The following is a 20,418-nucleotide window of genomic DNA, read 5'->3' on the forward strand; positions in this document are numbered from 1 at the left end:
GCCCGCGCCCCGGACGGCGGCGAACGCGCACAGCGCGCGCCGCGGACGTCACCGGCATCGCCGGACCAGGCGCGGCGCCCGGGAGCCTGACGGGAGACAAGCCCGCATGCTCGAACCGACCGAACCCACAGAGGGTTCCGAACAGAACACCCCCAGCGACACCCTGCCGCCCCGCCGGCGGCGGCGTGCCGCGTCCCGCCCGGCGGGCCCGCCCACCGGTGCCTCCTCCGACGCGCCGGTGGAGACCGTCGCGCCGGCCATACCGGCCGCCGATGCCGAGGACCTCGCGGCCGACGTCGTAGAGGCCGACGAACTCGAAGAAGCCGCTGCCGAGGCGGACAAGGCTGTCGAGGCCGTCGAGAGTGACGTGGCTGCCGCGCCCGCCCCGCCCAAGCGGCGTCGCGCCGTGCGCCGTGCCTCGGCACCTGCCGGCGCTCCGGAAGCCGCAGAGGCCGCCGAGACCGTGGTCCCGGTGACCGCCGGCGCCGCCGCCGACCGGACGGCCGAGCCGTCCGAGGCCGCCGCGCCCGCCGAGGTTTCCGAGGCCGCCGCGCCCGCCACCGAGGACGCCGCCCCCAAGCGGGCCCGGCGTCGGGCCACCCGCACCGTGACCTCGCCCACCGCCGCTCCTGCGGAGACGGCCGAGACGACCGAGACAGCTGCGGCCGCGGCACCGGCCGAGGCCGCGCAGCCGGCGGTCGTGACCGATGTCGCCGTCGAAGGTGCCGAGGCCACTGAAGAGGCTGCTCCGCGTCGGACTCGCCGGCGTGCCTCGCGGCGGGCGTCCGCGCCCGCTGGGGCCCCTTCCGCCGCGGACGCGGTGGAGGGGAACGCCGAGGAGGCGAAGGCGCCTGTGACCGAGAACCCCACCGCCGAGCCCGCCCGCGCGTCCGAGGCCCCCGCCTCCGAGCCCGCTGCCGCCGAGCCGGCCCGTGCTGCCGAGGTCCCCGCCGAGACAGCCGTCGAGTCGGCCGAGCCGGCCGAAGAGGCCGGTCCGCGGCGCCGCCGCCGGGTCGTGCGCCGGGCCGCCAGTGGCTTCGCCGAGCCCGCCCAGCCCGCCAAGGGTGGGAGGGCCTCGAAGGCCGCCGCTCGGGTGTCCGCGGACGCGGCCGACAGCGAGAGCGAGTCGTCCTCGCGTCCGAGGCGGCCCGCCGTCGCGCTGTTCCAGGCGCCCGTCTTCACCGAGCCCCAGTTCCAGACGCCGGAGCGGGCCGCTGCCGCAGCCGCCGCCGAGGCGGCCGGGGGCGAGGAGCCCCAGGAGGCCGAGGAGTCCGCGCCGGCCGAGGCCCAGCGCGAGGAGCAGAGCGGCGGCTCGCGTCGCCGCCGCCGTCGCCGCTCTGCCGGTGACGAGCCCGAGGCGCAGGGCCCCGAGACCGCCGCAGCCGACACCGCCGAGGAGGCGGAGGAGGCCGACGACTCCGCCGAGGACCAGGCCGACGGCGACGAGCAGGACGAGTCCGAGGGCACCGGCTCGCGCCGCCGCCGTCGCCGGGGCGGTCGCCGCCGCCGTCGTGGTGAGTCCGCCGACTCCGACGGCGAGGACGGCGAGGGCTCGGACGCCGAGTCCGAGCCGGCCGCCGCGCAGGACGCCGAGGACAGCGCCGAGGAGGACGACGAGGACTCCGAGGACGCCACCGACCGCGACGAGTCCGACGGGGGCGGCTCCAGCAGCAGCCGCCGGCGCCGCCGTCGCCGTCGCCGTGCCGGCGACTCCGGCACCGACGCCGAGCAGCCCTCCGACGACGACCCCGAGCGCACGGTCGTCAAGGTCCGCGAGCCCCGTCCCAAGGCGGAGCCGTCCGACGAGGTGCAGTCCATCAAGGGCTCGACCCGTCTGGAGGCCAAGAAGCAGCGCCGCCGCGAAGGCCGCGAGCAGGGCCGCCGGCGCGTCCCGATCATCACCGAGGCCGAGTTCCTGGCCCGCCGCGAGGCCGTCGAGCGTGTGATGGTCGTCCGCCAGCACGGCGACCGGACCCAGATCGGCGTCCTCGAGGACGACGTGCTCGTCGAGCACTACGTCAACAAGGAGCAGGCGACCTCGTACGTCGGCAACGTCTACCTCGGCAAGGTGCAGAACGTGCTGCCGTCGATGGAGGCCGCCTTCATCGACATCGGCAAGGGCCGCAACGCCGTCCTGTACGCCGGCGAGGTCAACTTCGAGGCGCTGGGCATGGCCCACGGGCCGCGCCGCATCGAGTCCGCGCTGAAGTCCGGCCAGTCCGTGCTCGTCCAGGTGACGAAGGACCCGATCGGTCACAAGGGCGCCCGCCTGACCAGCCAGGTCTCCCTCCCGGGCCGCTACCTCGTGTACGTGCCCGAGGGCTCCATGACCGGCATCAGCCGCAAGCTGCCCGACACCGAGCGGGCCCGGCTGAAGACCATCCTCAAGAAGATCGTCCCCGAGGACGCGGGCGTCATCGTGCGCACCGCCGCCGAGGGCGCGAGCGAGGACGAGCTGCGCCGCGACGTCGAGCGGCTGCAGCAGCAGTGGGAGGACATCCAGAAGAAGGCCAAGAGCGGCAACGCCCCGACGCTGCTCTACGGCGAGCCGGACATGACCGTCCGGGTCGTGCGCGACATCTTCAACGAGGACTTCTCCAAGGTCGTCGTCAGCGGTGACGAGGCCTGGTCGACCATCCACGGCTACGTCTCGCACGTCGCGCCGGACCTCGCCGAGCGGCTGTCGAAGTGGACGTCCGAGGTCGACGTCTTCGCCACGTACCGGATCGACGAGCAGCTCGCCAAGGCCCTCGACCGCAAGGTGTGGCTGCCCAGCGGCGGTTCGCTGGTGATCGACCGGACCGAGGCGATGGTCGTCGTCGACGTCAACACCGGCAAGTTCACCGGCCAGGGCGGCAACCTCGAGGAGACCGTCACCAGGAACAACCTGGAGGCGGCCGAGGAGATCGTCCGCCAGCTCCGGCTGCGCGACCTCGGCGGCATCATCGTCATCGACTTCATCGACATGGTGCTGGAGTCCAACCGGGACCTGGTGCTGCGGCGCCTGCTGGAGTGCCTGGGCCGCGACCGTACGAAGCACCAGGTCGCGGAAGTGACCTCGCTGGGGCTCGTGCAGATGACCCGAAAGCGGGTCGGGCAGGGCCTGCTGGAGTCCTTCTCCGAGACCTGCGTCCACTGCAACGGACGCGGCGTCATCGTGCACATGGAGCAGCCGACGGCCGCCGGGGGCGGTGGCAAGCGCAAGAAGCGCGCGCGTGCCGGCGCCGCCGAGCAGCCGCACGTGCACGAGGCGGCCGTCGAGACCGCCGAGGAGGAGGCCGAGACCGAGGCCGAGGTCGGAGCCGAGGCGGCCGAGCCGATCGCGCTGCCCGAGCCGTCCTTCGAGCCCGACGAGGAGCTGTACGGCAGCGCCGCCGAGGCGGAGGCCGCGGCCGGCCGTGGGCGGTCGCGTCGCCGGGCCGGCCGGCGGGCGTCGGCTCCGGCGGGCTCCCCGCGCGGTGAGGCTGCCGAGCCGAAGGCCGAGCAGGGCAGGGAGAAGACCCGGCGGGGCAGGGGCAGGGCCGAGCAGGCCGAGGCCGAGGTGCCGACGGCGCAGGACGTGACCGTCGAGCAGGAGGTCGCCCGTCCGGTGCAGCCGGAGCCGGCCGCCGAAGCGCAGGCCGAGCCGATGGCCGTGGAGGACCCGGTGGTCGAGGCCGCGCAGGCCCCGACGGCCGCCCAGGCGGCTCGGGCTACCGAGGCCGCTCCGGTCGAGGAAGCCGCACCCAAGGGCCGCACCCGGCGCCGGGCCACCCGCAAGGTGTCCGCTCCGGCCGGATCCCCGGCGGGGGCCGAGGCGACCGTGGTGACGGTCGCCGAGACCGCCCCGGTGGCCGACGCCACCGAGGCGCCCGAGCAGGCCGCGCAGCCCGAGGCCGCCGAGCCGGTCGCCGAGGCGCCCGCCGAGAGCGCCGCCCCGGCCCGTCCGCGGCGTCGTGCCGTGCGCAAGCCCACGGCGTCCACGGCGTCCGAGGAGACGGCCGTCGTGGTCGTCCCGTCGGCCGCGTCCGAGGAGGCCCCGCAGGCGCCCGCGTCCGAGGAGGCCGCAGGGGTGCCCGCGTCCGACGGTGCCGTCACGGAGGAGGCCGCCGAGGAGTCGGCCCCCGCCAAGAAGACGGCCCGCAAGACGGCCAAGAAGGCCACGGCGAAGAAGGCCGCCACCACCAAGACGGCGGCGGCGAAGAAGACCGCGGCCAAGAAGACGACGGCCAAGAAGGCGGCGAAGACCACCAAGACCGCCGCCAAGAAGACCGCGTCGAAGAAGACCGTGGCGGCGGAGCAGTCGGCGTCCGCCGGGTCCTCCGTCTCGGCCTCCACCGACGAGGGCTGACCGGCCTCGATGTCCCCGGGGCGGGCGCGAACACCGCGCCCGCCCCGGCGGACGCGACCGGCGTGACCGGTCGCACAGGTGGCGGGCCCGGCTCGGTTTGACCCCTTCGGCCGCGGCCCCGTAACCTTGACCGTCGGCGTGTCGACTGACACGTCACATCCCCGTAAACCTTCATCCTCCGGGCGCCGGGCGCCGGGAGAGGCTGTTCGCTGAGTCGGGCGGCTGGCCTGCGGGGGTGCCGTTTCCCGAGCGAGAGAGTGAGTTCCGCGTGTACGCCATCGTGCGCAGCGGTGGTCGCCAGCACAAGGTTGCTGTCGGCGACATCGTTGAGGTTGACAAGATTTCCACTGCCAAGGTTGGCGACTCGGTCGAGCTCTCGACCCTGCTCGTTGTCGACGGCGACGCCGTGACCAGCGACCCGTGGGTGCTGGCCGGCATCAAGGTCCAGGCCGAGGTCGTGGACCACCACAAGGGCCAGAAGATCGACATTCTGCGCTACAAGAACAAGACCGGTTACCGCCGTCGCCAGGGCCACCGCCAGCAGTACACGGCGATCAAGGTCACTGAGATCCCCACGGCTGCGAAGTAAGGGACTGAGGAGAAATGGCACACAAGAAGGGCGCATCGTCCACCCGGAACGGTCGCGACTCCAATGCCCAGCGGCTCGGCGTGAAGCGCTTCGGCGGTCAGGTCGTCAACGCGGGTGAGATCCTGGTCCGTCAGCGTGGCACCCACTTCCACCCGGGCTCCGGCGTCGGCCGTGGCGGCGACGACACGCTGTTCGCCCTCGAGGCCGGTTCGGTGCAGTTCGGCACCCACCGTGGCCGCAAGGTCGTGAACATCGTTCCGGTCGCCTGATCGGAAACTTTCGCGAGGCGGACCTCACTTCCCTCACGGGAAGCGGGTCCGCCTTTCGCGTGTTACGCAGAGAGCAACCCCGTACAACCTCGTACACATACGTACGCACCTGGAGGCACACACCATGACCACCTTCGTGGACCGCGTCGAGCTGCACGTCGCCGCGGGTAGCGGAGGCCACGGCTGTGCCTCCGTCCACCGTGAGAAGTTCAAGCCGCTGGGCGGGCCGGACGGCGGCAACGGCGGGCGCGGCGGGGACGTGATCCTCACCGTCGACCAGTCGATCACCACGCTGATCGACTACCACCACTCCCCGCACCGCAAGGCCACCAACGGCAAGCCTGGCGAGGGCGGCAACCGCTCCGGCAAGGACGGTCAGGACCTCGTCCTGCCGGTGCCGGACGGCACGGTCGTGCTGGACAAGGCGGGCAACGTCCTCGCCGACCTGGTCGGGCACGGCACGTCGTACGTCGCCGCGCAGGGCGGCCGGGGCGGACTCGGCAACGCGGCACTGGCCTCCGCGCGTCGCAAGGCGCCCGGATTCGCGCTGCTCGGCGAGCCGGGAGACCTGCGGGACGTCGTCCTGGAGCTGAAGACCGTCGCCGACGTGGCCCTCGTCGGCTACCCGAGCGCCGGCAAGTCGTCGCTGATCTCGGTACTGAGCGCCGCCAAGCCGAAGATCGCCGACTACCCCTTCACCACCCTCGTCCCCAACCTCGGTGTCGTCACGGCCGGTTCGACGGTCTACACGATCGCCGACGTGCCCGGGCTGATCCCCGGGGCCAGCCAGGGCAAGGGCCTGGGCCTGGAGTTCCTGCGGCACGTGGAGCGGTGCAGTGTGCTGGTCCACGTCCTGGACACCGCGACGCTGGAGTCGGAGCGTGACCCGGTCTCCGACCTCGACATCATCGAGGAGGAGCTGCGGCAGTACGGCGGGCTGGACAACCGGCCGCGGATCGTCGTCCTGAACAAGATCGACGTACCGGACGGCAAGGACCTGGCAGAGATGGTGCGGCCCGACCTGGAGGCCCGCGGTTACCGGGTGTTCGAGGTGTCGGCCGTGGCGCACATGGGCCTGAAGGAGCTGTCGTTCGCGCTCGCGGAGCTCGTGGCGCAGTCGCGGGCCGCGAAGCCGAAGGAAGAGGCCACCCGGATCGTGATCCGGCCCAAGGCCGTGGACGACACCGGCTTCACCGTGACGCAGGAGGCCGACGGCCTGTTCCGGGTGCGCGGCGAGAAGCCCGAACGCTGGGTGCGCCAGACCGACTTCAACAACGACGAGGCCGTCGGATACCTCGCCGACCGGCTCAACCGGCTCGGTGTCGAGCAGGAGCTGGTGAAGGCGGGCGCCCGGGGCGGTGACGGCGTCGCCATCGGCCCCGAGGACAACGCGGTCGTCTTCGACTGGGAGCCGTCCATGACGGCCGGGGCCGAGATGCTCGGCCGGCGTGGTGAGGACCACCGCTTCGAGGGCGAGCGTCCGGCCGCGCAGCGCCGCAAGGACCGGCAGGCCGAGCGGGACGAGGCGCAGCAGGAGTTCGACGATTTCGAGCCGTTCTGAGCCGACCGGGGCTGGGCTGCCGGGTGATGGACCGCGGTGCGCCGGTTGACGGTGCGGAAATTTGCAGCGTCTCTGGTGCAACCAAGTTGATCTCCGGTGAGTCGTACTGAGCAGTGCGGGTACGGGTGTTGTCGCCTGCCGTACAGCAACTGCCTCAGAAGAATCACGGAGTTGACGTGGCCCAGTCCATCAGTAAGCGCAGGATCGGCCGAGGGCTCGCGGTCGCGGCGGCGATTGCCGTCGCGACCACTGTCACCGGCATGGCGGCGGCACACGCCGCCGACGGCCCCTCCGCCGCGTCGACACTGCACGACGACTTCAACGGCGACGGCTACGCCGACCTCGCGGTGGCCGCCCCGTCCGCCACTGTCGGCGGGCACAAGGGCGCCGGCTACGTCGCCGTGCTCTACGGCTCGGCGAACGGGCTGAAAACCTCGACGAGGCAGGTGTTCAGCCAGAACACCGCCGGGGTGCCCGGCAGTGCCGAGACCGGCGACGCGTTCGGCAGCGCGCTCACCACCGCCGACCTCGACCGCGACGGGTACGCGGACCTGGTCGTCGGCGCGGGCCGCGAGGACACGGCCGACGGCGGTGTCGACTCCGGGCTGGTCGAGGTCCTGTGGGGTGGTCAGAAGGGCCTGTCCGGAGGTGCCGCGCCGGCCACGGGGAAGGCCTACGACCAGCTCGGCGGCCAGGGGCGGCTCACCGTCGCGGACATCAACGGTGACGGTGCCGAGGACCTGGTGACCGTGGAGATGCAGCACGATCTGCGGGTGCTGAACGGCCCGTTCGCCCGGGACGGGTCCACGTCCCACGGCGGGCAGCTCGTCAAGGACGAGTTCGACAGCCGCGTCCTCGACCTGGCCGCCGGTGACGTCAACGGCGACGGCGTCACGGACGTCGCCGCCACCGAGAACGACGGCGACGAGTACGACGCCCGGCGGGTCGTGTACTGGACGGGCTCCCGGCAGGGACTCACGCCGTACACCACCGTGAAGGGCGGCAACGGCTACCGGCTCCAGGGCGGCGAGAACCTCGACATCGGGGACGTCGACCAGGACGGTGTCGACGACATCGTGGTCGGCCGGGCCGTCGACGGGTACGACAGCGACCTCGACATCCCCCTCGCCAAGGGTGGCCGGGTCACCTTGATACCCGGCACCCCTGAGGGGCCCGACGGCGCAGGGGCCACGTTCCTGAACCAGGACAGCCCCGGCGTCCCGGGCGGCGCCGAGTGGGGCGACGGCTTCGGGACCGACGTCCGGATCGCCGACGTCAACGGCGACGGATACCCGGACGTGGCGACCGGCCTTCCCGGCGAGGACCTGGGCGGCGTGACCGGCGCGGGCGCGGTCGTCGTCCTGCGCGGCAGCGCGCAGGGCCTCACCGGCGCCGGCGCGCAGGTGGTCACGCAGGACACGCCCAACGTGCCGGGCGCCGCCGAGCGGGGTGACGCCTTCGGCGCGGCCGTGCGCCTCGCCGACGCCAACCACGACGGACTGGCCGACCTGGCCGCCGGCGCACCGGGGGAGAACCAGAACGCCGGGTCGGTCTGGTACTTCACGTCCGGGCCGTCGACCGTGGTGAGCCCGAACGGCACCACCACCTTCGGCAACACGCTCCTGGGCACTTCCGCCACGGACGCCCGGCTCGGCTCCGGTTTCTCCGGCTGATCACCTGTCAGACTCGCCCCGGCAACGGCTTGTTCCGATGCTGGCGGCGAGTCTCTTTTTGTCTGCTTAGTTGTCATGTACGCGAACCCCGGCGTTCAGCGGGCGGACCGCCCGCGAGCGTGAAGCTTCCCCGTGTCCATGTGGCCAGCGAGGTAAGGGAGTCAGCCGATGACCGGAGCAGTATCCCCCGACCGACGCCGCTTTCTGACCGCGGGTGCCGCCGTGCTCGGTGCCGCGGCCTCCGCCCAGCTGTGGCTCCCGGTCGCCGCCCGCGCGGCGGAGACGCCGCTGCCGGACGGTGTGTTCAGCCTCGGCGTCTCCTCGGGCGACCCGCTGCCGGACGGCGTCGTGCTGTGGACCAGACTCGCTCCGGACCCGCTGAACGGCGGCGGCATGCCCGACCGGGTGGTGCCGGTGGAGTGGCAGCTCGCGGAGGACCCCCGGTTCAAAAAGCCCGTCCGACGGGGCACCGCCCAAGCCCGGCCCGAGTACGGGCACAGCGTTCACGTGGACGTACGGGGGCTGCGCGCGGACCGTACGTACTGGTACCGCTTCCGCACCAGCGGGCAGCTCTCGCCCGTCGGCCGCACCCGCACCGCGCCCCACCCCCACAGCTCCGGTGGCTCCCTGCGCCTGGCCCTCGCCTCCTGCCAGAACTGGCAGCACGGCTACTTCACGCCATACGCGGACATGCTCGAGCAGGACCCGGACGTCGTCGTGTTCGTCGGCGACTACATCTACGAGTCCACGCCCTCGGCCACGGGCGTACGGCGGCACGAGGGCACCGGTGAGCCGTTCAGCCTCGTCCAGTACCGCAACCGGTACGCCCAGTACCGCTCCGACCCGGACCTCGCGGCGATGCACGCGAACGCGCCCTTCGTGGTGACCTTCGACGACCATGAGGTGGACAACGACTTCGCCGGCGAGATCCCGCAGGACCCGGACAAGCAGCCGCACGACGCTTTCGTGGCCCGGCTGACCGCCGCGTACCAGGCGCTCTACGAGCACATGCCGGTCCGTGCCACCGCCGTCCCGGACGGACCGCACATCCGGATGTACCGCCGCCTGGAGTTCGGCCGGCTGGCCCGGCTCAACGTCCTGGACACCCGCCAGTACCGCAGCGACCAGGCCACCAGCCAGGCCGGCGCACAGGACCCCTCGCTGACCATGCTCGGCGCGCGGCAGAAGCAGTGGCTGCTGAACGGGCTGCAGGACTCGCCCGCCCGCTGGAACCTCATCGCCTCCCAGATCATGATGGCCGAGACGGACCTCCAGGTCGGCGAGGGCAAGCTCTGGTTCTACGACGCCTGGGACGGCTACCAGGCCGAACGCAACGCGTTCCTGGAGGAGTTGCGGCAGGTCCGCAACCCCGTGGTGCTCTCCGGGGACCGGCACCTGACGATGATCAGCGACCTCAAGGAGGACTACGCCGACCCGGACTCGGAGGTCGTCGGCGCCGAGTTCGTCGGCACCTCCATCTCCAGCAACGGCGACCAGGACCAGGAGGCCTTCCGCAAGGAGTGGGACCCCCGGCGCCCGGACAACCCGCACTGGAAGCTGCTCGACGCGCACCGCGGCTACCACCTCTTCGACGTCCGCCGTGACGGCATCGACGCCCAGGTCAGGGTGGTCGACACGGTGCGAAGGCCCACGGCGACCCCGAGCACGCTGGCCCGGCTGAGGGTCGAGGCGGGCCGACCGGGCGTCGAGGTCGTCTGACCCGGGCCGTGTGCCGCGTGAGCCCGGGACTCTTCGGAGTCCCGGGCTCTTCGTCGTACGCGGCGGGTGGACAGGGTGAGAAGTCCGACCCGGGTTTGCGGCGTATTGCTCTCGCCGAGACCGAAATGCTGCGCAATCGCAACGAGGAATTCCGTGGCAATGAGCCGCGGGGAGAGCCGTATTCGCGGCCGGCCGGCATGAAGAACATGTGCAGCCGTGTGCACCGGGAAGTGGAGATCCACGCACCGGGACCCCCGTGCCCGGCCCCGCGGGCGGCGGGCGCGGTACGCGGGGCGCCCCCAAAGCGCGTACCGTGCACTGGACATCGTCCGAGGAACCCGTGAAGGCCCCCGGTCACCGCCGTCCCGTGCGGCTCCGCCGTGCTTGAGCTTCTGTGCAGTTACTCACAGCGTAATTTCCCGCAGCTCGCGCAACCGTCCGCAATCACCAGTGTCGTCAGGTGAATGAGAGGTGGCGCGCACATATGCGGTGGAGGGCGCTCACCTTGCATCGCGGTAACCACAAGTGGGACCATTTCCGAGTTCCCTGTCGCCCCAAGGTAGGTCACCTGTGTCCCAGCACATAGCCAAGCCCCGTACCACCGCAGTGATCCTGGCCGGTGGCACCGGCCAGCGCGTGGGTCTGTCGATCCCCAAGCAGCTGCTGAAGATCGCCGGCAAGGCAGTCATCGAGCACACGCTGACCACCTTCGAGAACACCGACTCGATCGACGACATCATCGTGCTGATGGCGCCGGGTTACGTGCCCGACATCGAGAAGATCGTCGCGAAGGCCGGCTTCCAGAAGGTCTCGAAGATCATCGAGGGCGGCTCCACGAGGAACGAGACCACCGAGCGCGCCATCGCCGCGCTGGGCGAGGGCCTGGCCGAGGGCGAGGACGCCAACGTCCTCTTCCACGACGCCGTGCGCCCCCTGCTCTCGCAGCGCGTCATCGAAGACTGTGTCGTCGCGCTGGAGCGCTTCCAGGCCGTCGACGTGGCCATCCCGTCCGCGGACACCATCATCGTCACGCGCACGCACGGCGAGGACGGCGAGTTCATCACCGAGATCCCGGACCGCTCCCGGCTGCGCCGCGGCCAGACGCCGCAGGCCTTCAAGCTGTCCACGATCAAGCGGGCCTACGAGGTCGCCGCCGGCGACCCCAACTTCCAGGCGACCGACGACTGCTCCGTCGTGCTCAAGTACCTGCCGGACGTGCCGATCCACGTCGTCGCGGGTGACGAGTACAACATGAAGGTCACCCAGCCCGTCGACGTCTTCATCGCCGACAAGCTTTTCCAGCTCGCCTCCACGGCCGCGCCCGAGCAGGTCTCCGAGGAGGCCTACCGCGAGCTGCTGACCGGCAAGACCATGGTCGTCTTCGGCGGCAGCTACGGCATCGGCAAGGACATCGCCGAGCTCGCCGAGTCCTACGGCGCCAAGGTCTACGCGCTGGGCCGCTCCACCACCGGCACCCACGTCGAGAACCCCGAAGAGGTCGACGACGCCCTGTCCAAGGCGTACGCCGAGACCGGCCGCATCGACTACGTGGTCAACACCGCCGGCGTGCTGCGCATAGGCAAGCTCGCCGAGACCGACAACGCCACCATCGAGGAGGCGCTGAAGGTCAACTACCTGGCCCCGGTCCAGATCGCCCGGTCCTCGTACAAGTACCTGTCCGAGACCAAGGGCCAGTTGCTGCTCTACACCTCCAGCAGCTACACCCGCGGCCGTGCCGAGTACAGCCTGTACTCCTCCACCAAGGCCGCCATGGTGAACCTCACCCAGGCCCTGTCCGACGAGTGGGCCGGCGACGGCGTCCGCGTCAACTGCATCAACCCCGAGCGCACCGCCACGCCCATGCGCACCAAGGCCTTCGGCCAGGAGCCCTCGGGCTCCCTGCTCTCCTCCGAGGCCGTGGCCCGCACCTCCCTCGACGTGCTGCTCTCCGAGCTCACCGGCCACGTCATCGACGTCCGCCAGCAGGACCCGACGGCCGGCGCGGCCCGGGCCTCCGGCTTCGAGCAGGCCCTGGCCACGGTGCTGGACCGGCAGGACGGCGTGTAATAATTGGCGCCAAATAGACCTCAGTAATTCAGGCCTCTGCGCCCTCCTGTAAACGGCTTTCCGTGTGCAGGAGGTTTCGCAGGGGCCTGAATCCATACAGTCTCGCGAATATTCACAGACCAGCCGCATTCTCGAACAAGACCGGCACACCCCTCCCAAGAGCAGGTTTATCCGTGATATCCACCGCTATTCGCGTCGCCCGGGTGGGCAGCGCGGCCCAGCTGGCCGCGGCGGTTCTCATGGTGGCGGGCTTCCCCGCCCTCATGCTGGCCGCGCTCGTCCCGAGCGTTCCCGCCTTCGCGGCAGCGGCCGCCGTGACGTACCTGGCGGACCACTATCTGCACCGCAAGGGCAGCTACCTGATCAACCGCCTCGGCAAGGTGCGGGCCGGACTGTCGATCCGCTTCCTGATACGGCAGCTGCTGCTCGTCCTGCTGCTGGCCCGGCTGTCCCTCGCGGACAACCTGATCTACTACGGGGCGATCGCCTGCTTCATCGCCTTCTACGGCCTGCAGGCCCCGCACGGCGCGCTGGTCCAGCTGATCCGCAACCGCCGCCGCATGCCGGTCGCCACCCGCAACGTCGACCTGGCCTCCCGCATCCGCATCCCGGACGCCCCGCCGCGCAAGCTGCTGCACCGCTCGGCCGAGAAGATGCTCCACCTCGACCTCGCGGCCGTCGTCGGCATCCTGCTCGCCGCCCAGGTGAAGTCGGCCCTGGTCGGCTTCATCGGCATCGGCGTCACGGTGGCCCTGGCCACCCTGTACGTCCTGGCGCTCGTGCCGTTCGTGCGCGGCCGGAAGGTCCCGCCGAAGGCCGAGAAGGTCCTGGCCGCCGTCGACGACTGGCTGGCTGAGTACAAGCCGGAGACGGTCCTGTACTTCTCCGGTTCCAAGGACTCCGCCTACCAGGTCAACATGTGGCTCGACACCATGGAGAAGCTGGAGTCCAAGCCGCTGATCATCCTGCGTGAGCGGGCCATCCTGAACAATCTGGCGCCCACCACGGTCCCCGTCATCTGCGTGCCCGGAGGGGTGCACCTGATGAACATGGACCTGTCCACGGTGCGCGTCGCGCTCTACGCGGCCAACGTCGGCAAGAACATCCACATGCTGCGCGTGCCCACCATCAAGCACGTCTTCATCGGCCACGGCGACAGCGACAAGCTCGCCAGCGTCAACCCGTACAGCAAGGTCTACGACGAGGTGTGGACGGCCGGCCGCGCGGGCCGCGACCGCTACGCCATCGCCGACGTCGGTGTCCGCGACGACGACATCGTCGAGGTCGGCCGCCCGCAGCTCGCCCCGATCCAGACCTGGCAGGGCGTGCCCGACGGGCGCATCCCCACGGTGCTGTACGCCCCCACCTGGGAGGGCTGGGACGGCAACCCGGGCAACACCTCGGTCGTGCTGGCCGGCGAGAACATCGTGCAGCAGCTGGTGCAGGCCGACCCGCCGGTCCGCGTCCTGTACAAGCCGCACCCCTTCACGGGCAACGTCAGCAAGGAGGCCGGCGCCGCGCACCGGCGGATCACCGCCCTGGTGCAGAAGGCCGCGGCCGAGCGGGCCATCAACACGCGGTTCGTCGCCGACACCGCCGCCCAGGCGCAGGCCAAGGCCGAGCTGGACCGGATCCAGGCCCGGCTCGCGCAGCTGTCCGGCTCCGGCGGCGACCGTGGCGACGAGGCCGTGGCCACCCGTGACGGGCTGGTCGACGTCGCCCGGCACGAGGAGGTCGCCCGGCTGCGCGCCGAGTGGAACGACGCCTACTGGCGTTCCTTCCCGTCCTGGGAGCACCGCGTCATCACGGGCGCCGAGCCGCGGCTGTACGACTGCTTCAACGTCTCCGACGCGATGGTCTCCGACATCTCCAGCGTGGTCTCCGACTTCATCGCGAGCGGCAAGCCGTACGCGGTCACGGACTCCGCCGGGGTGGGCGTCGAGGAGTTCAAGCGGAACAACACGGCGGTGCGTGCCGCGGTGATCCTGTCCAACAGCGCCGACGAGCTGGGCGAGTTGCTGGGTGCGGTCCGCGCCCCGGACGCCGACCCGCTGGCCGGGGACCGCAAGGAGCTCAAGCAGTACCTGCTGGGTCCGGACGAGCCGACCTCGCTGGAGCAGTTCAACACCGCCGTCGCGAACCTCGCCCTCAAGGCCGAGACGCGCAACGTCGGCCAGCAGTCACGGGACGCTGCCGCCCTCGCGGAGACCGAGGCCGAGCTGGCGAACGCCGTGCCCGGCCAGCGGGTGCCCGCCGCCGGTGACACGGACGGTGTCGGCACGGCCTGAACCGCCGCCGCTGACTGAAGAGTTCGGCCCCGAGGAGCTTCTCCTCGGGGCCGAACTCTTTCCCTTTCCCGGACCTGTCGGACCACTGTGTGACGTGTCCCACTAACACCCGTGTGCGAGGCAACCGCTTGCCTCGATCACCCGTCTATCAAGTAGCGAATGAGGCGATACGGGGGGGAATATCCCATTGACTAGGGGGAAACGTGACCGTGACGCAGCCTGATGTGAGTGTGATCATCGGTGCGTACGAAGCGATGCCGTATCTGATCGAGTGCCTCTCGTCCGTCGAGGCACAGACCATCGATCCGACGCGCGTCGAGGTCATCGCGGTGGACGACGGTTCGACGGATGGGACAGGGGAGTACCTGGAGGAGTTCGCCGAGCGGGCTCCCATGCACGTGCTGGTGATCCGGCAGGAGAACTCCGGCGGCCCCAGCGGCCCGCGCAACGTGGGCCTGGGGAAGGCCACCGGGCGCTACGTGTTCTTCCTCGACGCCGACGACCGGCTGGGCCCCGAGGCCCTGGAGCGGATGGTCGCCATGGCCGACCGTGCCGGCACGGACGTGGTGCTCGGCAAGGTCGAGGGCGTCAACCGCTCGGCACCGAAGTCCATGTGGGGTGCGACGGTGGAGCGGACGGACGTCTTCTCCTCCAACATCAAGTTCACGCTCAGCGCGCAGAAGCTGTTCCGCCGCGCGCTGCTCGACCGGCACGGCATGCGCTTCGACGAGTCGCTGTTCACCGGCGAGGACGCGCTGTTCACCATGGAGGCGTACCTGCGGGCGGACGGCGTGTCCGTGGTCGCCGACCACACCTGCTACTACCTGGTGGGCCGCGACGACGGCAAGCACGTGACCAAGAGCGGCAGTTACACGCTGCGCTTCGACTCCGCGCGGGCTCTGATGGACCTCATCGCCGAGCTCGTCCCCGCGGGCGGCCGGCGCGACCAGCTGATGGTCCGGCCCTTCCTCGTCACGCTGCTGCCCCAGTTCGGGCCCAAGTACCTGACCGACAGCGAGGAGATACGGCGGCACAAGTTCGAGCTGGCCAAGCCGCTGATGGACACCTACTGGACCGAGGGCGTCGCCCAGCGCCTCAAGGTCCACGAGCGGCTGCGGCTGCACCTGGTCGCCGAGCAGCGTGCCGAACTGCTCCCGGACGTCGTGAAGTTCGTCAAGAGCAAGAAGCAGGCGGCGGCCCTCCTGGAGAGGAAGGGCCGCCGTGTGTACCTGGCCTACCCGCACTTCCGGGACCGCGCCGCCCAAGTCCCCGACTCGGTCTACCTCGCCGAGCCCCGGGAGGCCCGCGCCTTCCCGGGGTACCGAGAGGGCGGCATCGACACGTTCATGCGCCGGGCGGTACGCAAGGCCCGCCGGGTGCTGACGTCCCGGGAAGTACGGCACGCGGCGTGACCGACGTGAGGGGCCGGTGCGCTCAGCGTGGTGCGGTCGGGATTGCGGTCCCGGTGCCGCTCAGCGTGGTGCGGTCGGGAGTGCGGTCCCGGTGCGCTGACCGGGCACCGCGGCCAGCCGCTCCGTCACCCGTGCCCGGTGCTCCCGGGCCTCCGCGCTCAGCGCCCGGACGGCCTCGTTGAAGCGTTCCTGAGACGTCGGCTCCGCAGGGCCCAGCAGACGCAGCTTCAGCTCGGCACGAGCCTCGGCCAGTTCGTCGCGCTCCGGGTGGCGGACCGTCTCCAGCAGGTCCGGCACCCCGGCGGCGTCCGGCGTCAGCACCGTCGCCGCCACCACCGTCGGGAACGCCGTACGGAAGGCCTCCTCGGACAGCCCGCTGGTGTTGGCCACCGCGTACGGCTTCTCGCTCGCCAGGAAGTCGCTGATCACGCTCGACACATCGCTGATCAGCAGGTCGGCCACGTTGAAGCAGGAGTACAGCGCGGGCCGGGCGGCCGTGACGATCTGGTGCTCACCCGCCGGCAGCGAGGCCCAGTAGGCCTCCTCCCATGCGGCCGTCGCCTGTGCCACGGCCTTCGCGCGGCCCGGCTCCGGCGCCGACTGCACCAGCATCCGCTCCACGGTGTCGGCCCCGGAGCGGAAGACCGACGTGGTGAGCCGGTCCAGCTCGGCGGTGCGGCGGGCGAGTTCCGCGCTGTCGGAGGCGTGCGTCGCCGCCCGCTCCCGGTTGGCCGCCCGGATCAGCTCCCGGATCCGCAGATCGGCCGCGCCCGCGCGCGGGTCCACCGAACCCGTCAGCGGATGCGGCTTGTACAGCAGCCGCACGCCGGGGTCCGCGAGCAGCGCCCGCACCAGGTTCTCCCCGGCCGCGATCACCGACGTGTTGCCGGGGTTGCCGTCCCAGCCCTCCCAGGTCGGCGCGTACAGCACGGTCGTCCAGTCCCCGGTCGGCGGTCCGGCGTAGGGCAGCACGCCGTCCAGCTGCGGGCGGCCGGTCTCCACCACGTCCTTGTCCTCGACCCCGACCTCGGCCAGGGCGTACCGCTCGCGCGCGGCGGGCCCGGCCACCCACACCTCGTCGTACGCCTTCGCGTACGGGTTGCACGAGGACAGCTTGTCGCTCTCGCCGTGGTTGACGAAGGTGTGCCTGATGGTGGGGATGCGCAGCACCTGGGAGGTCTTGCCGGAGTTCGAGGGGTGGATGAGGACCTGGAGCGTGGAGTGTTCCAGGCGCATCAGCGTCGACACCTTCGGCAGGCAGACGATCGGGATGTCCGTCGCCGCGATCTTCTGCACCATGAACCGCTCGCGCAGGATGATGACCGGCCTGCCCTCGATACCGGCGAGCGGCTCCAGCCACATGTTCGCCTGGTAGGCCGAGGCGGCGCCGCCGGAGAAGTACAGGCCGGCGGTCGGCCGGTACGCGGCCAGCCACGCGTCGAACCACTCGAGCACCTCCTGCTCGTCCGCCGGACGGCGGCCCGGCAGCAGCCGGAGCAGCAGCGCGCCGAGGCCGGTCAGTCCGAGGGCGAGGGAGAGCGCGATGCCCGCCGCCGCGTACACCGGACGGTCGCCCGGCGTGCTGGCCAGCAGCCCGGCCGTCGCCGGCAGGCCGAACACCAGCAGCCGCTGGCCGGGACGGCGCAGCAGCACGGACGGGGCCGGGGACAGCCGCAGCGCCGAGGCGTCGATGTTCCGGGTCAGCACCGGCAGGGTGCGGGTGCGGCGCACCAGTACGGAGACCGCCTGGATCGCGCAGTGCAGCACGTAGCAGACGAGCAGCCCGGCCACCAGCGGGGCGTACACCGTCTCCCGGTCCTGCTCGCCCAGCCGCAGCAGGGCCACGACCAGCAGCAGGTCCCGCACGACCTGGCGCACGGTGACGTCCGCGTGCGACTTGGCGAACAGCGACAGCACCCCACGCTGCCACCGGTACAGGACGCCCTCGGTGGCCAGGGAGACGACCGTCGCGGCGATCAGCAGCGGGACGTGGGGCAGCAGCGCCGCGACCGCCTGTGCGGCGAACGCGGCGGCCAGGACGACGGTGACCAGCCCCTTGAGGAGGGCCTGCTGACGGGGGAGAGGTACGGGCACTGCGGTCACTCCAGGAGCGTCGGGTCGGCGCAGGTCGGCCGTCCGGGTTAACGCGCGGCGGCCTCCCGACGACACGCGCGTGTCGCCGGGGCGTGGGGGCGGTTGCCGTCAGGCGTGTCGTCGGACCGTAGCGGAAGATCCTGTTCCTGTCGTGGGCTGGGCCCGGAACAGGCGGAAGGTCGGTTTCCGGCCGTAGGAGAAGCCGAGCCGGGAGGGCGGCTGATCGGCTCCCCGTCGTGGTGTCGAGGAGACGGCGATCGGCTCCCCTTCGTGGTGTCGAGGAGACGCTGACCGGCTCCCCTTCGTGGTGTCGAGGAGACGGCGATCGGCTCCCCTTCGTGGTGTCGAGGAGACGCTGACCGGCTCCCCTTCGTGGTGTCGAGGAGACGGCGATCGGCTCCCCTTCGTGGTGTCGAGGAGACGGTGATCGGCTCCTGTCGTGAGCCGAGGGGGCGGAGGCTCGGCTTCCGCCCTTGAGTGGGGCCGAGCCGCCGGAAGGGAAAGGGAAGGGCGGCTGCGCCCGCCCGTGACGCGGACGGCACCGTCCGTAGCGTGGACCGCAGCCGCATCCGGTCCGGCCGTCCCGTAGATTTCCTGGTGAGGGAGCGAATCGACGCGAGGGGACGGACGGCGACGTGGCAGGGGCAAGGCAGGCCGCGGGCGAGGCCCGCAGAATCGTCGTCAAGGTCGGGTCCTCCTCGCTGACCACCGCCTCGGGCGGCCTGGACGCGGACCGCGTGGACGCGCTGGTCGACGTCCTGGCCAAGGTCCGCAGCGGTGGGGAGCGCGAGATCGTCCTGGTCTCCTCGGGCGCCATCGCCGCCGGCCTCGCCCCGCTCGGCCTGCGCCGCCGCCCCAAGGACCTCGCCCGGCAGCAGGCCGCCGCCAGCGTCGGCCAGGGCCTGCTGGTCGCCCGCTACACAGCCTCCTTCGCCCGCTACGGCGTCCGCGTGGGGCAGGTCCTGCTGACCTCCGACGACATGAGCCGCCGCTCGCACCACCGCAACGCCTCGCGCACCCTCGACAAGCTGCTCGCGATGGGCGCCCTCCCGATCGTCAACGAGAACGACACCGTCGCCACCGACGAGATCCGCTTCGGCGACAACGACCGCCTCGCCGCCCTGGTCGCCCACCTCGTCCACGCCGACCTGCTGGTCCTGCTGTCCGACGTGGACGGCGTCTACGACGGGGACCCCGCCAAACCCGGCACCTCCCGCATCGGCGAGGTGCGCGACCCCTCCGACCTCGCGGACGTCGAGATCGGCAGCACCGGCAAGGCCGGCGTCGGCACCGGTGGCATGGTCACCAAGGTCGAGGCCGCCCGGATCGCGGCCGCCGCCGGCGTCCCCGTCGTCCTCACCAGCACCGTCCACGCCGCCGACGCGCTGACCGGCCAGGACACGGGCACCTTCTTCCACCCCACCGGCAAGCGCTCCGCCGACCGGCTGCTCTGGCTCCAGCACGCCTCCACCCCGCAGGGCGCGCTGACGCTGGACGACGGCGCCGTGCAGGCCGTCGTGGACCGCCGCAAGTCGCTGCTGCCGGCCGGTATCGCCGCCGTCGAGGGCGAGTTCAGCGCCGGCGACCCGGTCGAGCTGCGGGACGGCACGGGGCACGCGGTGGCCCGGGGGCTCGTCAACTTCGACGCCAAGGAGATTCCCCGGCTGATCGGCCGCTCCACCCGGGAACTGGCCCGCGACCTCGGACCCGCGTACGAACGCGAGGTCGTACACAGGGACGACCTGGTGGTCCTGCACCCCTAATGTGTCGAAACGTCCGCCCCCGGTGGTGGACGTTCCGCAAAACCGCCACGCGATCCCTTGCGGCCTGCTCAACTTTGTCTCGGGGACCTATTCCGCAGCAGCGCCACTGTGCAAAGGAGGCCGTCGTGAGACGAGTGCGCCCGGGGACTCAGGGGTCCCGCGGTGGTGCCGGCTCCCGCGCGGCCGGCGAGGAGCGCGCCCTGACCAGCGTGGCGGCCGGGGACCGGTTCGAGGGTGAGGAACCCGTGGACACCCCACGCCTGTGGCACGTCACCCTCAGCGTCTCCGGCAAGGAGGCCCCGCTCCCCGAGGTCCGGCGCGCCCTGGAGCAGCTCGCCCACGACCATCCCTTCTTCCTGACCAGCCGGTACGCGGTCGACCACGCGGAGATCCGCTACTGGGAGGAGGCCCGCGACCTGCACGACGCGGCCGCCGTCGCCCTGCGCCTGTGGGGCGAGCACCGGCAGACCGCCGGGCTGCCGCCCTGGGAGATCGTCGGCCTGGAGGTCATCGACCGCGCGACCTACCACCAGCGCATCGCCGAGGGGTACGGTCCGCCGCCGGCGTCCCCGGTCGGCGTCCACCCGTTTTGACCCGTTCCACGAAGTGTCTCGCGCTGTGGAACGAACGATGAACCGAGCGGCCCGGCGGAC

At 71.7% G+C, this 20,418-nt stretch carries 12 protein-coding genes; 11 read left to right on the forward strand and 1 reads right to left on the reverse strand.

The window, feature by feature from the left end; translation table 11 throughout:
* The first annotated feature begins 106 nt into the window (after window positions 1-106).
* The 9 genes from FDO69_RS16535 to FDO69_RS16575 all read left to right on the forward strand — a co-directional run bounded on the left by FDO69_RS16535 (window position 107) and on the right by FDO69_RS16575 (window position 15,908).
* Entirely contained in the window at window positions 107-4,330 is a 4,224-nt protein-coding gene (locus FDO69_RS16535) for an Rne/Rng family ribonuclease (RefSeq protein ID WP_104780600.1), read from the forward strand.
* A gap of 268 nt (window positions 4,331-4,598) precedes the next feature.
* Window positions 4,599-4,919: a 50S ribosomal protein L21 gene (rplU, locus tag FDO69_RS16540; protein ID WP_030836278.1), complete on the forward strand. Its 321-nt coding sequence runs from the start codon at window positions 4,599-4,601 to the stop codon at window positions 4,917-4,919.
* Window positions 4,920-4,933: 14 nt separating this feature from the next.
* Window positions 4,934-5,188, forward strand: coding sequence for a 50S ribosomal protein L27 (gene rpmA / locus FDO69_RS16545; RefSeq protein ID WP_031107501.1), 255 nt, complete (start codon window positions 4,934-4,936; stop codon window positions 5,186-5,188).
* A gap of 124 nt (window positions 5,189-5,312) precedes the next feature.
* Complete coding sequence (gene obgE, locus FDO69_RS16550; RefSeq protein WP_104780601.1) at window positions 5,313-6,749, forward strand: GTPase ObgE; 1,437 nt, start codon at window positions 5,313-5,315, stop codon at window positions 6,747-6,749.
* A 176-nt stretch (window positions 6,750-6,925) separates the two neighbouring features.
* Window positions 6,926-8,422, forward strand: a complete 1,497-nt coding sequence (locus FDO69_RS16555) for an FG-GAP and VCBS repeat-containing protein (protein WP_170320894.1) — start codon at window positions 6,926-6,928, stop codon at window positions 8,420-8,422.
* A gap of 168 nt (window positions 8,423-8,590) precedes the next feature.
* Window positions 8,591-10,141, forward strand: a complete 1,551-nt coding sequence (locus tag FDO69_RS16560; protein ID WP_104780602.1) for an alkaline phosphatase D family protein — start codon at window positions 8,591-8,593, stop codon at window positions 10,139-10,141.
* Between the two features lie 570 nt (window positions 10,142-10,711).
* The gene (locus FDO69_RS16565) at window positions 10,712-12,208 is read left to right on the forward strand and encodes a bifunctional cytidylyltransferase/SDR family oxidoreductase (RefSeq protein WP_104780603.1); all 1,497 of its coding nucleotides are present in this window, start codon (window positions 10,712-10,714) and stop codon (window positions 12,206-12,208) included.
* 173 nt (window positions 12,209-12,381) lie between these two features.
* The gene (locus tag FDO69_RS16570; RefSeq protein ID WP_234387969.1) at window positions 12,382-14,496 is read left to right on the forward strand and encodes a CDP-glycerol glycerophosphotransferase family protein; all 2,115 of its coding nucleotides are present in this window, start codon (window positions 12,382-12,384) and stop codon (window positions 14,494-14,496) included.
* Window positions 14,497-14,699: 203 nt separating this feature from the next.
* Window positions 14,700-15,908: a glycosyltransferase family 2 protein gene (locus FDO69_RS16575; RefSeq protein WP_104780605.1), complete on the forward strand. Its 1,209-nt coding sequence runs from the start codon at window positions 14,700-14,702 to the stop codon at window positions 15,906-15,908.
* A gap of 60 nt (window positions 15,909-15,968) precedes the next feature.
* Here the strand turns inward: FDO69_RS16575 and FDO69_RS16580 are convergent, their stop codons facing one another.
* On the reverse strand, window positions 15,969-18,002 hold the full coding sequence (locus FDO69_RS16580) for a hypothetical protein (RefSeq protein WP_167526619.1): 2,034 nt from the start codon (window positions 18,000-18,002) through the stop codon (window positions 15,969-15,971).
* Between the two features lie 635 nt (window positions 18,003-18,637).
* Between FDO69_RS16580 and proB the strand changes: the two genes are divergently transcribed.
* Complete coding sequence (proB, locus tag FDO69_RS16585) at window positions 18,638-19,765, forward strand: glutamate 5-kinase (RefSeq protein ID WP_104780606.1); 1,128 nt, start codon at window positions 18,638-18,640, stop codon at window positions 19,763-19,765.
* Between the two features lie 134 nt (window positions 19,766-19,899).
* The gene (locus FDO69_RS16590) at window positions 19,900-20,358 is read left to right on the forward strand and encodes a hypothetical protein (RefSeq protein WP_104780607.1); all 459 of its coding nucleotides are present in this window, start codon (window positions 19,900-19,902) and stop codon (window positions 20,356-20,358) included.
* The last annotated feature ends 60 nt before the right edge of the window (window positions 20,359-20,418 follow it).

The sequence above is a fragment of the Streptomyces tibetensis genome, assembly GCF_007655005.1.
Classification (GTDB): Bacteria; Actinomycetota; Actinomycetes; order Streptomycetales; family Streptomycetaceae; genus Streptomyces; species Streptomyces tibetensis.

Excerpts from the sequence above, each read along its gene's own strand:
- obgE (WP_104780601.1), top strand. The coding sequence starts at position 5,313 with ATGACCACCTTCGTGGACCGCGTCGAGCTGCACGTCGCCGCGGGTAGC.
- FDO69_RS16535 (WP_104780600.1), top strand. The coding sequence starts at position 107 with ATGCTCGAACCGACCGAACCCACAGAGGGTTCCGAACAGAACACCCCC.
- FDO69_RS16560 (WP_104780602.1), top strand. The coding sequence starts at position 8,591 with ATGACCGGAGCAGTATCCCCCGACCGACGCCGCTTTCTGACCGCGGGT.
- rpmA (WP_031107501.1), top strand. The coding sequence starts at position 4,934 with ATGGCACACAAGAAGGGCGCATCGTCCACCCGGAACGGTCGCGACTCC.